This window comes from Variovorax soli (assembly GCF_031454625.1).
In the GTDB taxonomy this organism is placed as follows: domain Bacteria; phylum Pseudomonadota; class Gammaproteobacteria; order Burkholderiales; family Burkholderiaceae_C; genus Variovorax; species Variovorax soli_A.
Map to the genome: position 1 here is coordinate 45,630 of NZ_JAVDRF010000005.1, position 13,035 is coordinate 58,664.

Annotated in this window: 9 protein-coding genes; all 9 read left to right on the forward strand. The window is 68.3% G+C overall.

The window, feature by feature from the left end:
• Window positions 1-30: 30 nt before the first annotated feature.
• The 9 genes from J2739_RS13020 to flgL all read left to right on the forward strand — a co-directional run bounded on the left by J2739_RS13020 (window position 31) and on the right by flgL (window position 12,838).
• On the forward strand, window positions 31-1,134 hold the full coding sequence (locus J2739_RS13020) for a flagellar basal body P-ring protein FlgI (protein WP_309902245.1): 1,104 nt from the start codon (window positions 31-33) through the stop codon (window positions 1,132-1,134).
• Between the two features lie 10 nt (window positions 1,135-1,144).
• Window positions 1,145-2,119, forward strand: a complete 975-nt coding sequence (gene flgJ / locus J2739_RS13025; protein ID WP_309902246.1) for a flagellar assembly peptidoglycan hydrolase FlgJ — start codon at window positions 1,145-1,147, stop codon at window positions 2,117-2,119.
• A 223-nt stretch (window positions 2,120-2,342) separates the two neighbouring features.
• A complete protein-coding gene (locus J2739_RS13030; protein ID WP_309902248.1) occupies window positions 2,343-3,944 on the forward strand; it encodes a methyl-accepting chemotaxis protein in 1,602 nt (533 codons plus the stop codon).
• A 40-nt stretch (window positions 3,945-3,984) separates the two neighbouring features.
• Window positions 3,985-5,580: a methyl-accepting chemotaxis protein gene (locus J2739_RS13035; protein WP_309902249.1), complete on the forward strand. Its 1,596-nt coding sequence runs from the start codon at window positions 3,985-3,987 to the stop codon at window positions 5,578-5,580.
• 29 nt (window positions 5,581-5,609) lie between these two features.
• Entirely contained in the window at window positions 5,610-6,134 is a 525-nt protein-coding gene (locus J2739_RS13040) for a chemotaxis protein CheW (protein ID WP_309902251.1), read from the forward strand.
• A gap of 54 nt (window positions 6,135-6,188) precedes the next feature.
• Entirely contained in the window at window positions 6,189-7,910 is a 1,722-nt protein-coding gene (locus J2739_RS13045) for a methyl-accepting chemotaxis protein (protein WP_309902253.1), read from the forward strand.
• A 40-nt stretch (window positions 7,911-7,950) separates the two neighbouring features.
• On the forward strand, window positions 7,951-9,528 hold the full coding sequence (locus J2739_RS13050) for a methyl-accepting chemotaxis protein (RefSeq protein ID WP_309902255.1): 1,578 nt from the start codon (window positions 7,951-7,953) through the stop codon (window positions 9,526-9,528).
• Window positions 9,529-9,632: 104 nt separating this feature from the next.
• Window positions 9,633-11,591: a flagellar hook-associated protein FlgK gene (gene flgK, locus J2739_RS13055; RefSeq protein WP_309902257.1), complete on the forward strand. Its 1,959-nt coding sequence runs from the start codon at window positions 9,633-9,635 to the stop codon at window positions 11,589-11,591.
• A 35-nt stretch (window positions 11,592-11,626) separates the two neighbouring features.
• Entirely contained in the window at window positions 11,627-12,838 is a 1,212-nt protein-coding gene (gene flgL, locus J2739_RS13060) for a flagellar hook-associated protein FlgL (RefSeq protein ID WP_309902260.1), read from the forward strand.
• Window positions 12,839-13,035 lie beyond the last annotated feature (197 nt).

Here is a 13,035-nt window from a genome sequence, read left to right on the forward strand (position 1 = left end):
CGGTGCCGCTCTGAAAGAGAGCGTTTGCTTATGAGTTTGTCGCGATATTTGATGACTGGGATTGCAGCGCTTTGTGTGTTGACGTTTCCCGCCCACGCCGAGCGCATCAAGGAACTGGCCAGCATCCAGGGCGTGCGCGACAACCCCCTGATCGGCTACGGCCTGATGGTGGGCCTGGACGGCACCGGCGACCAGACCATGCAGACGCCCTTCACCACGCAGAGCCTGAACAACATGCTGCAGCAGCTGGGCATCACCATCCCGGCCGGCGTGAACATGCAGCTCAAGAACGTGGCAGCCGTGATGGTCACGGCCACGCTGCCGTCCTTCGCGCGGCCCGGCCAGACCATCGATGTCACCGTCTCGTCCATGGGCAATGCCAAGAGCCTGCGCGGCGGCACCCTGCTGATGACGCCGCTCAAGGGGGTCGACGGCGCGACCTACGCGATCGCGCAGGGCAACATGGTGGTCGGCGGCGCGGGCGCCTCGGCCAACGGCAGCAAGGTGCAGATCAACCAGCTGAGCTCGGGCCGCATCCCGGCCGGTGCGCTGGTGGAGCGCACGGTGGAGGCGCCGGTGGGCGGCGAAGGCACGTTCTCGCTGGAGCTCAACCGTTCCGACTTCGGCACCGCGCAACGCGTGGCCGAGGCCATCAACCGCCAGCTCGGCCCCGGCACCGCCGATGCGGCCGATGCGCGGATGATCCGCGTGCGCGCGCCGGAGACGCAGGAGCGCGTGGGCTTCCTGGCGCGGCTCGAGAACATCGAGGTGACTCCTATGCAGGCGGTGGCGCGCGTGGTGATCAATGCGCGCACCGGCTCCGTGGTGATGAACCAGGCGGTGCGCGTCAACGACTGCGCGGTGGCGCACGGCAACCTCTCGGTGGTGATCAACACCGAGCCGGTGATCAGCCAGCCGGGCCCGCTCTCCGGCGGCTCCACGGTCGTCGCCCAGACCTCGCAGGTCTCGGTGACGCAGGGCGGCGGCGCGCTGCAGATGGTGCGCGGCGGCGCCTCGCTGGCGGACGTGATCAAGGGCCTCAACAGCCTGGGCGCCAATCCGCAGGACCTGGTCTCCATCCTGCAGGCCATGAAGAGTGCCGGCGCCCTGCGCGCCGAACTCGAAGTCATCTGAGGCCGCGGGCATGGTGACGAGCACCGACCGCAGCGCTGCCCTCGACCAGCGCTTCGCCCTGGATGTGCAGGGCGTGGATGCGCTGCGGCGCACCGTGCGCGGCTCGCCCGAGGAAGGGCTGAAGCAGGTCTCGCGCCAGTTCGAGGCCCTGTTCATGAACATGGTGCTCAAGAGCATGCGCCAGGCGGTGCCGCAGAGCGGCCTGCTGGACAGCCAGAACGAGAAGCTCTATCTCTCGATGTTCGACCAGCAGCTCACGCAGAACCTCTCGGGGCGCGGCGTCGGGCTGGCCGAGGCGATGCTCGCGCAGCTGAGTCGCAGCCTGGCATCCGCCGCGCCGGAGGGCGAGGGCCAGCCCGAAGGCCTGTCGCTGGCGCCGCCGGCCGGCTTCGCGCTGAAGCCGCAGGCGGGCATTCCGCTGGGCTCGGCGCCGACGATGCCGCCCGTGGCGCCGGTGCCGCAGCGCGGCGCGGACCTGAGCCTCTACCAGAGCAACGGCGATCGACCCGCGCCCGCGACCGTCGCCTCGCTTCAGGGCCAGGTCGACGGTTTCGTCAATCGCATGGGCGCTTCGGCGCAGGCCGCGAGCGAGGCGAGCGGCGTGCCTGCGCCGCTGATCCTGGCACAGGCCGCGCTCGAATCGGGCTGGGGCAAGCGCGAGATCCGCGCCGACGACGGCACCCAGAGCTACAACCTGTTCGGCATCAAGGCCGACCGCGGCTGGAAGGGCCCGGTGGTCGAGACCACCACCACCGAGTACGTCGACGGCGAGCCGCAGAAGGTGCGCGCGAAGTTCCGGGCCTACGGCTCCTACGAAGAGGCCTTCACCGACTACGCGAAGTTCATCACGCGCAATCCGCGCTACGCCAACGTGCTGGCCACCGACGACCCCGCCGAGGCCGCGCATGGGCTGCAGAAGGCCGGCTACGCCACCGATCCGCAGTATGGGCAGAAGCTCGTCCGGATCATGCAGAAGTTCACCTGAACCCACTCCACAGAAGGAAGACCGCCATGGCCGATACCGCAAGCCTGCACCCGCAGGCCGACGCACCCGCACGCAGGCCGCCTGGGTTGGCGTGATGAAGGAACGGGCCTGATCGACGAGATCGGTGCCTGAACGAGCGCTCCCTCAGGCATTTTTTCTACCTGGGATGTGAGCTCCATTCGATTCGATCGAGCCGGCCGGGCGCTGGCGGAGGGGGAGTGAGATGAGGAACTGGAAAATCGGCACCCGCCTGGGCACGGGCTTCGCGCTGGTGCTGGCATTGCTGGCCATCGTCGCGGGCATCGGCGTGTTCCGCCTGCAGAGCGTGGGGGCCGCCACGCAGGAGATGGTGCAGCGTTCGCTGGTGAAGGAGCGCCTGGCCGCGAACTGGCTGCTGAACACCAGCAACAACAGCGTGCGCACCTTCGCGCTGGTCAAGAGCAACGACGCCGAAGTGCAGGACGCCCTGCAGAAGAACATGGCGAAGACCAGCGCGCTGATCTCCGAGACGCAGAAGAAGCTCGAGGACATGCTGGACACGCCCGAGGAACAGGCGATCAGCGACGACATCAGGAAGAAGCGCGGCGAGTACGTGGGCCTGCGCAACGGCATCCTCAAGCTCAAGGCCGAGGGCCGGCAGGAAGAGGCCGCGCGCATCACCAGCGAGAAGCTGATCCCGATGCTCGACGCCTACGACGCCAGCATCCGCGGCATGCTGACGCACCAGGCGGGGCGGATCGATCGGGCGGCCGATTCCATCGACGCCCTCTACCGCTCGGGCCGCGTCGACGTGATCGGGCTGGCCGTGCTCGCGCTGGCGCTCGGCGCGGTGCTGGCGTGGCGGCTGACGCGCAGCATCACGCGCCCGCTCGACGCGGCGGTGCAGGTGGCGCAGACCGTGGCCGCCGGCGACCTGCGCAGCGAGGTGGTGGTGAAGAGCCGCGACGAGACCGGCTTGCTGATGCAGGCGCTGCAGGGCATGAATGCCAACCTGGCGCGCGTGGTGGGCGAAGTGCGCGAGGGCACCGAGACCATCGCCACGGCTTCCGGCCAGATCGCCATGGGCAACCAGGACCTGTCCTCGCGCACCGAGGAGCAGGCGAGCTCGCTGCAGCAGACCGCGGCCTCGATGGAAGAGCTGACCTCCACCGTCAAGCAGAACGCCGACAACGCGCGCCAGGCCAACCAGCTGGCGCTGTCGGCTTGCGAGGTGGCGGTGAAAGGGGGCGGCATGGTCAGCCAGGTGGTCGACACCATGGCCTCGATCCATGCCTCCTCGAAGAAGATCGTCGACATCATCGGCGTGATCGACGGCATCGCCTTCCAGACCAACATCCTCGCGCTCAACGCGGCGGTGGAAGCCGCGCGTGCCGGTGAGCAGGGCAAGGGCTTCGCCGTGGTGGCGTCCGAGGTGCGCAGCCTCGCGCAACGCTCGGCCGCCGCCGCCAAGGAGATCAAGACCCTGATCGACGACTCCGCCGGCAAGGTGGATGCGGGCACCGCCCTGGTGGGCGAGACCGGCAAGACCATGGAGGAAATCGTGGGCAGCATCCGCCGCGTGACCGACATCGTCGGGGAGATCAGCGCGGCGAGTCACGAGCAGACCCAGGGCATCGAGCAGATCAACCAGGCGATCACGCAGATGGACCAGGTCACGCAGCAGAACGCCGCGCTGGTGGAAGAAGCCGCCGCCGCGGCGCAATCGATGCAGGAACAGGCCGGCAGGCTGGTCGAGGCGGTGAGCGTGTTCAAGCTGCAAGGCCACGCACCCGCGCTTCTTCTCGAACACGGGCCTCAAGACTGGCGCGCAATTGCCGATAACTGATCGAGCACCGCACCGAACACCCGATCTGGAGACAGCCGCCATGTCCTACTTACCGAATCTGCGCACGATGAGCATCGCGAAGAAGCTCGGCCTTTTCACCTGCAGCGCCGTTGCCGGCATCCTGCTGCTGACCGCGCTCTTCCTGGTGTCCGAGCGCAAGCTGATCCTCGAGGACCGGCAGGCCGGCGTGCGCCAGGTGGTCGAGGCCGCGCACGGGCTGCTGGTCCACTACCAGGCGCTGGCGGCCAAGGGCGAGCTGACCGAGGCGCAGGCCCAGCAGCAGGCGATGCAGGCGATCCGCGCGCTGCGCTACAGCGGCAACGAATACCTGTGGCTCAACGACATGACGCCAAGGATGCTGATGCATCCGATCAACCCCGCGCTGGAGAACAAGGACCTCTCCGACAACAAGGACCCCAACGGCAAGCGCCTGTTCGTCGAGTTCGTGAACATGGTGAAGACGCAGGATGCGGGTTTCGTCCCCTACATGTGGCCGAAGCCGGGCAGCAAGGACCCGGTGCCCAAGGTCTCCTACGTCAAGGGCTTCAAGCCCTGGGGCTGGATCATCGGCTCGGGCGTGTACATGGACCAGGTCGAGGATGCGATCCTGCGCCGCCTCGCGGAGTTCTCGGTCTACGCGCTGGCGCTGGCCGGGCTGCTGTTCGCTTTCGGCTGGGCGCTATCGCGCGGGCTGCTGCGGCAGCTGGGCGGCGAGCCGGCACAGGCGGCAGGCATCACCCGCCGCATCGCCGAGGGCGACCTGGCCGTGGCCATCGAGCTGAGGCGGGGCGACCAGGCCAGCCTGCTGCATGCCATCGACGGCATGCGCAACAGCATCGCCGCGATCGTCGGGCAGGTGCGCAGCGGCACCGACACCATCGCCACCGCCTCGGGCCAGATCGCCGCGGGCAACCACGACCTGTCCGCGCGCACCGAGGAGCAGGCCAGCTCGCTGCAGCAGACGGCGGCCTCGATGGAAGAGCTGACCTCCACCGTCAAGCAGAACGCGGACAACGCCAACCAGGCCAACCAGCTCGCGCTGGCCGCCTCGGAAGTCGCGAAGAAGGGCGGCGGCGTGGTCGGCCAGGTGGTGGAGACGATGGGCTCCATCAACAGCTCCTCGCAGCGCATCGTGGACATCATCGGCGTGATCGACGGCATCGCCTTCCAGACCAACATCCTCGCGCTCAACGCGGCGGTGGAAGCCGCGCGTGCCGGCGAGCAGGGCCGGGGCTTCGCGGTGGTGGCGGCCGAAGTGCGCAGCCTGGCGCAGCGCTCGGCCGCGGCGGCCAAGGAGATCAAGGGCCTGATCGACGACTCCGTGACCAAGGTGGACGCAGGCACGGCGCTGGTGGGCGAGGCCGGCCGGACCATGGAGGAGATCGTCGAGAGCGTCAAGCGCGTCACCGACATCATCGGCGAGATCACCGCCGCCAGCCGGGAGCAGGCTTCCGGCATCGAGCAGGTCAACCAGGCCATCGCGCAGATGGACCAGGTGACGCAGCAGAACGCGGCGCTGGTGGAAGAGGCTTCCGCCGCGGCGCAGTCCATGCAGGAGCAGGCCGGCAGCCTGGTGGAGGCGGTGCGCGTCTTCAGGCTCGACGGTACCGCGCCGCTGGCTCCGCTTTCCCACTGACGACGAATCCATTCCTGGAGAGACAAACCATGTCGAGCACGAGCATCCCATCCCCCAAGCAGGCCGCCCTTGGCGCCGCTTCCCCCGCCGCATCCGGCGGCCGACCGCTGGAGTTCCTGGCCTTCACGCTGGGCGACGAGGAATACGGCATCGACATCCAGAAGGTGCAGGAGCTGCGCGGCTACGACGCGGTGACGCGCATCGCGAACGCGCCGGAGTTCATCAAGGGCGTGGTGAACCTGCGCGGGATCATCGTTCCCATCATCGACATGCGCATCAAGTTCGCGCTGGGCACGCCGACCTACGACCAGTTCACGGTGGTGATCGTGCTGAACATCGGCGGGCGCGTGGTGGGGATGGTGGTGGACAGCGTGTCGGACGTGATCACGCTGGCGGCGGAGCAGATCAAGCCGGCACCGGAGATGGGCGCGGCCTTGGACACGGACTACCTGATCGGGCTGGGCACGCTGGAGGAGCGGATGCTGATCCTGGTGGACATCGACCGTCTGATGTCGAGCGAGGAGATGGGCCTCGTGGAACGGCTGGCCGCGTGAGCGGCGCCTTCCCCGGTCTCTGCTGATTTTTTTTCTCCCAACCGGATTCGCATGATGAAGTTTTTTTCCAACCTCCGCATCGGCACGCGGCTGGCGCTCGGCTTCGGCCTGGTGCTGGCGCTGACCGTCATCGCCTCGACGGTCGCGCTGGTCACGGCCCGCAAGAACGCCGAGGCCACCCGCCAGATGATGGAGAGTCCGCTGGCCAAGGAGCGGCTGATCTCCGACTGGTACGTGCTGACCTATTCGGCCATCGCCCGCACCGCGATGATCGCCAAGACGACCGATGCGACCCTGCCGGTCACCTTCGCCGACGTCATTTCCGAGAGCGTGAAGAAGGGCGGCGAGACCATGGCCAAGGTCGAGGCCCTGCTGGTGACCGAGGAGGAGAAGGCGACCTTCAAGTCCATCGTCGAGCTGCGCGCCAAGTACCAGGCGGCGAAGGACACGGTGCAGAAGGCCAAGGCCAGCGGCAACGTGGAGGAAACCGAAACGGTGTTCAAGGAGGTGTTCGAGCCTGCCGCCAAGGCCTACGAGAGCCGGGTGCTCTCGCTGCTGGCGATGGAGCGCCAGGCCATCGACGACATGGGCCACGCGATCGACGCGGCGAACGCCGGCGGCTTCAACCTGCGCTTGCTGATGGCGACGCTCACGCTGCTGGTCGGCGGCCTGTGTTCCTTTCTGATCGGGCGCAGCATCACCCGGCCGCTGGGCCAGGCCGTCCGGGTGGCAGAGACCGTGGCCGCCGGCGATCTCAGCGCCCGCATCGAGGTGCGGTCGCGCGACGAGGCCGGCCAGCTCATGCATGCGCTCAAGAACATGAACGAGAGCCTGGCCCGCGTGGTGGGCCAGGTGCGCGCCGGCACCGACACCATCGCCACCGCCTCGGGCCAGATTGCCGCGGGCAACCACGACCTGTCCTCACGCACCGAGGAGCAGGCGAGCTCGCTGCAGCAGACGGCGGCCTCGATGGAAGAGCTGACCTCCACCGTCAAGCAGAACGCCGACAACGCGCGCCAGGCCAACCAGCTGGCGCTGTCGGCCTCGGAGGTGGCGATCAAGGGCGGCAGCGTGGTCTCGCAGGTGGTGGGCACCATGGGCTCGATCAATGCCTCGTCGAAGAAGATCGTCGACATCATCGGCGTGATCGACGGCATCGCCTTCCAGACCAACATCCTCGCGCTCAACGCGGCGGTGGAGGCCGCCCGTGCCGGCGAGCAGGGCCGGGGCTTCGCGGTGGTGGCCTCGGAAGTGCGCAACCTGGCCCAGCGCTCGGCGGCCGCGGCCAAGGAGATCAAGGCCTTGATCGGCGACTCGGTGGACAAGGTGGAGGAGGGCAGCAAGCAGGTGGCCGAGGCCGGCCGCACCATGGAAGAGATCGTCGACAGCGTCAAGCGCGTGACGGACATCATGGGCGAGATCACCGCAGCGAGCCAGGAGCAGACCCAGGGCATCGAGCAGGTCAACCAGGCCATCAGCCAGATGGACCAGGTGACGCAGCAGAACGCGGCGCTGGTCGAAGAGGCTTCGGCCGCCGCCCAGTCGATGCAGGAGCAGGCCGCCAGCCTGGTCGAGGCGGTGGGCGTGTTCAAGCTGGCCAACGACGAGGCCGCGGCGGAGGTGCTCGCGCAGGTGCAGGCCAGGAGCCGCGCAGCCGTGCCCCCCAAGCGCACCGTGCCCGTCCTGAAGGCGCCTGCGCCCAGGCCGGCTGCTGCGGCGGCCAAGGCCCTTCCGGCGCAGAGCGCCGCGCCCTCTGGCGACTGGACGGAGTTCTGACTCGGACATCCGATCCCGCATTCGTGAAGGAAGAAGAAAAATGCAGTGGTTCCAACAGCTCCGTGTCGGCGTCAAGCTGATCCTTGCCTTCCTGCTGGTCGCGGCGCTGGGCGCCGTGGTCAGCGCGCTCGGCATCCTTCAGATGAGCCGCATCAACGCCTCGACCGGCAGGCTCTATCACCATGAGATGCGCACGCTCGAGGCGGCGCAGGCGGCCAACCTCCACCTGCTGTATGCCAGCCGGGCGCAGATGAGCCTGTTGTCGGCCTCGACCAAGGGCGAGCGCAATGCCGGGGTCGCCGAGCTCAGGAAGGCCGGCGCCGCGCTGGGCGAGCGCATGGCCGAGATCAAGCCGGTGCTGATGGAAAGCGAAGAGAGCGCCAAGCTCTACCAGCGCTACGAGGCGCTGGTGCAGCCGCTGCGCAAGCGCATGGGCGACTTCGTCGAGCTGATCTCCAGGCAGTCGCTGGACAGCTCGCAGTTCGACGGACGCGTGGCCGAGGACAGCGCGCAGCTGCTGAAGGATTCGCGCGCGGTCGAAGACGTGCTGCAACAGATGGTGGCCTACAGCGACGGCATGGCCAAGGCCAGCCTGGAGAGCGCCGAGAAAACCTTCGGGACCTCGCGCCTGCTGATGCTGGTCATGGCCCTCGCGGGCCTGGTCGCCAGCGTGGGCCTGGGCCTGGTGGTGGCCCGCCTGCTGTCGCGCCAGCTCGGGGGCGAGCCGGCCTATGCGGCCGATGTGGTGGGCCGGATCGCCGATGGCGATCTCACCGTCGGTGTGGAAGCGCACAAGGCCGGCCAGGGCAGCGTGCTGCACTCGATCAAGCAGATGCAGGACCAGCTGACCGAGGTGGTGGTCAAGATCAAGCATTCGAGCGACGCCATCGCCACGGCCTCGAGCGAGATCGCCTCCGGCAACCAGGACCTGTCATCGCGCACCGAGGAGCAGGCCAGCTCGTTGCAGCAGACCGCGGCCTCGATGGAAGAGCTGACCTCCACCGTCAAGCAGAACGCCGACAACGCACGCCAGGCCAACCAACTCGCGCTGTCGGCCTCCGAGGTGGCGGTCAAGGGCGGCGATGTGGTCAGCCAGGTGGTGGACACCATGGCCTCGATCCATGCCTCGTCGAAGAAGATCGTCGACATCATCGGCGTGATCGACGGCATCGCCTTCCAGACCAACATCCTCGCGCTCAACGCGGCGGTGGAAGCCGCGCGCGCCGGCGAGCAGGGCCGAGGCTTCGCGGTGGTGGCCTCCGAAGTGCGCAACCTGGCCCAGCGCTCCGCGGCGGCGGCCAAGGAGATCAAGGGCCTGATCGATGACTCGGTGGGCAAGGTCGATGCCGGCACCACGCTGGTGGGCGAAGCCGGCAAGACCATGGAGGAGATCGTGGGCAGCATCCGCCGCGTGACCGACATCGTCGGGGAGATCAGCGCGGCGAGCCACGAGCAGACCCAGGGCATCGAGCAGATCAACCAGGCGATCACGCAGATGGACCAGGTCACGCAACAGAACGCCGCGCTGGTGGAAGAGGCCGCCGCCGCGGCGCAATCGATGCAGGAGCAGGCCGGCAGCCTGGTGCACGCGGTGAGCGTGTTCCGTCTCGCAGCTTGAGGCTCGGCCCCGCCTTCAGCTTTGGGCTGCGCTGCCGATAAACAGCAAAGGGGCCGGCCACCGCGCCGGCCCCATTCAGAACAAACAGCTCTACAGGTAAGCCCATGTCGATGTTCTATACCGGCCTGACCGGCTTGAGCGTGGCGCGCAGCGCGCTCATGACCACGGCCCACAACACGGCCAACGTGTACACGGCCGGCTACAGCCGCCAGACCGCCGTGATCGGCACCAACAGCGCCATCGGCCTGGCCTCCGGCTTCGTCGGCACCGGCGCCCGCGTCACCACCGTGGCGCGCAGCTACGACGCATATCTCACCTCCCAGCTCAACGGTGCCGAGGCCTCGGGCGCGGCGCTGGCCAGCTACGGCGCGCAGATCAGCCGCATCGACTCGCTGCTGGCCGACAAGACCGCGGGCCTGTCGCCGCTGATGCAGAGCTTCTTCGCCGGCGTGCAAGGCGTGGCCAACACGCCCGCCGATCCGGCGGCGCGGCAGCAGCTCGTCAGCGCAGGGCAGGCGCTGGCCAACAAGTTCCGTGCGACCGACCAGTACCTGAGCGACCTCAACACCTCGGTCAACGAGCAGATCCAGGGCAGCGTGGGCGCGATCAACACCTATGCCACGCAGATCGCCACCCTCAACCACCAGATCGGCCAGGTGAGCGCGGTGGCCGGCGGCCAGCCGCCCAACGACCTGCTGGACCAGCGCGACCAGCTGGTCAACGAACTGGGCAAGCTGGTCGACGTCAAGGTGCTGGCGCAGGACGGCGGCAAGTACAACGTCTTCATCGGCAACGGGCAGTCGCTGGTGCTGGGCGACCAGGCGATGTCGCTGAAGGCGGCGCCCTCGGCGTCCGACCCGACGCGCACCGCACTGTCGCTGGTGGGCATCAACGGCACGGCCACCGAGCTGGCCGACAGCGTGTTCAGCGGCGGCTCCGTCGGCGGACTGATGGCCTTCCGCAACGAGACGCTCAGCACCTCGCAGAACGCCATCGGCCGCCTGGCCATGGCGCTCACCAGCGCCTTCAACGACCAGCACAAGCTGGGGGTCGACCTCAACGGCGTGCCGGGCACCGACTTCTTCTCGAAGGCCGCGCCGGGCGTGTTCTCCAACGCCCACAACACCGGCGACCTGGTGCTCGGCGCCAGCGTCACCGACCCCTCGCAGCTGAGCATCAGCGACTACGCGGTCGAGGCGAAGGACGTGGCCGGCACGCTGACGTACTCGGTGACGCGGCTCACCGACAAGCAGGTGATCGGCAACTACACCGCCTTTCCCATCAGCTTCGACGGAGTGAGCCTCAGCGCCGGCAGCGGCACGGCCCAGGCCGGCGACCGCTTCCTGGTGCAGCCCACGCGCACCGGCGCGCGCGACGTCGACGTGCTGGTGATCGACCCGGCGAAGGTGGCTGCCGCGTCGCCGCTGATCGCGGGCAACACCGCCGGCAACCAAGGCAGCGGCGCGCTGGCCGCGCCCACGGTGGATGCGGGCTACCTGGCCACGCCGCTGGCGGCACCCGTCACCTTGAGCTTCGACGGCGCCACCGGCGAGCTCAGCGGCTTTCCGGCGACGTCCGCCGTGACGGTGACCCTGGCCGACGGCACGTCGACCACCTACGCGGCAGGCACGGCCGTGCCCTACACGCCGGGCGCCTCGATGCGCTTCGATGGCGTCACGGTCAAGATGACAGGCGCGCCGGCCGACGGCGACACCTTCACCCTCCGGAAGAACAGCGGCGGCGTTTCCGACGGCAGCAATGCGCTGCTGCTGGGCGCGCTGCAGAAGAAGACCGTCATGGACGCCGGAACCTCCACCTTCGGCGGCGCCTTCGCGCAGCTGGTGAGCGCGGTGGGCAACCGCACCATGGAGATCCGCACGGCCGAGACCACGCAGACCAGCGTGACCGAGCAGATCCGCGCCAGCCGCGATTCGATCTCCGGCGTCAACCAGGACGAGGAGACCGCCAACCTGCTGATGTTCCAGCAGATGTACCAGGCGAACGCCAAGGTGATCCAGACCGCGTCGACCATGTTCGACGCCATCCTCGGCATCCGCAACTAAGCAGGCCGCGGGCCCCATCATTTCCAGGAGTCGCGATGCGCATCGGCACCCAATCCTTCTACACGCAGAGCATGAACGGCATCGGTTCGCAACAGCAGCAGCTGTTCCGCATCCAGCAGCAGCTCGCGGCAGGCACCAAGTTCCTGACCCCCGCCGACGACCCGGTGGCAGCGGCGCGCGCACTGGGCGTTTCCGACGCGCTGGCGCAGTCCTCGCAGTACGCGACCAGCCGCAGCCGCGCGACGCTCTCGTTGTCGAAAGAGGAGGACGCGCTCAAGTCCGCCACCGACATCCTGCAGAACGTCAAGACCCTGGTGGTGCAGGCCGGCAACGGGACGCTGTCGGATGCCGACCGCGCGTCGCTGGCCACCGCCATCCAGAGCAACCTCGACCAGCTGGTGAACGTGGCCAACGCCGATGACGGCAACGGCCAGTTCCTGTTCGCCGGCTACAAGAGCGCCAACCCGCCTTTCGTCGCGCAGGCCGGCGGCGCCATCCAGTACATGGGCGACCAGGGACAGCGCCTGATCCAGATCGATGTCTCGCGGCAGATGGCCGCCACCGACGACGGCCGCAGCGTGTTCCAGTCCGTGCAGGGCAGCGCGGGCTACGTCAGCAGCGCGAGTGCCGCCAACACGGGCTCCGTCGTGTTCGGCGCGGTCGGCGTGACCGATGCCACGGCGCCGCTCTACGGCAAGGACTTCAGCATCAGCTTCGCCGGCGGGAACTACACGGTGACGACCCACGACACGCCGCCCGTGGTGGCGGCCACCGGCCCTTACACCGCGGGCACGCCCATCAACTTCGGCGGCGTGCAGCTCAGCATGAGCGGAACGCCGGCCGACGGCGACAGCTTCGAGGTCGCCACGGCCAGGAACGCCGGCACCGACATCTTCGCGGCCATGGACAGCGTGGTGAGCGCGCTGCGCCAGCCGCTCTCCGGCGGCGGCCCGGCGGCGCAGGCCAGGCTGCAGAACGCGCTCTCGACCGCCAACGTGAAGATCACCAACGCGCACGACAACGTGCTGACCGTCCGCTCCTCGGTCGGTTCGCGCATGAACGAGATCGATGCGCTGGACGCCGCGGGAGGTTCGCGCGACCTGATCGACAAGGCCTACCTCTCGGACCTGCAGGACCTGGACCCGGCGGCGGCGATTTCGCAATTCCTGCAGCGGCAGACCTCGCTGCAGGCAACGCAGCAGACCTTTGCGCGGCTGCACGGGATTGCGTTGTTCAACTACCTGTGAGCGAGGCGCGCTGCGCTTTGCCTTGCTCCCCCACCATCGGGGGGGCAGGGCACGCATCGGACGTATCGAGACATCCACGAGCCGACCCGATCAGCGACTTGGCGCGAGATCTCGACGAGCGCGCGTCCGGGCGTGTCGATATCGAGAGCGGTGGTCCATTGCCGGTTCATGGTTCTAGGATGGGCTGGTTATACGAA

Excerpts from the sequence above, each read along its gene's own strand:
- J2739_RS13020 (WP_309902245.1), top strand. The coding sequence starts at position 31 with ATGAGTTTGTCGCGATATTTGATGACTGGGATTGCAGCGCTTTGTGTG.
- flgJ (WP_309902246.1), top strand. The coding sequence starts at position 1,145 with ATGGTGACGAGCACCGACCGCAGCGCTGCCCTCGACCAGCGCTTCGCC.
- J2739_RS13030 (WP_309902248.1), top strand. The coding sequence starts at position 2,343 with ATGAGGAACTGGAAAATCGGCACCCGCCTGGGCACGGGCTTCGCGCTG.
- J2739_RS13035 (WP_309902249.1), top strand. The coding sequence starts at position 3,985 with ATGTCCTACTTACCGAATCTGCGCACGATGAGCATCGCGAAGAAGCTC.
- J2739_RS13040 (WP_309902251.1), top strand. The coding sequence starts at position 5,610 with ATGTCGAGCACGAGCATCCCATCCCCCAAGCAGGCCGCCCTTGGCGCC.
- J2739_RS13045 (WP_309902253.1), top strand. The coding sequence starts at position 6,189 with ATGAAGTTTTTTTCCAACCTCCGCATCGGCACGCGGCTGGCGCTCGGC.
- J2739_RS13050 (WP_309902255.1), top strand. The coding sequence starts at position 7,951 with ATGCAGTGGTTCCAACAGCTCCGTGTCGGCGTCAAGCTGATCCTTGCC.
- flgK (WP_309902257.1), top strand. The coding sequence starts at position 9,633 with ATGTCGATGTTCTATACCGGCCTGACCGGCTTGAGCGTGGCGCGCAGC.
- flgL (WP_309902260.1), top strand. The coding sequence starts at position 11,627 with ATGCGCATCGGCACCCAATCCTTCTACACGCAGAGCATGAACGGCATC.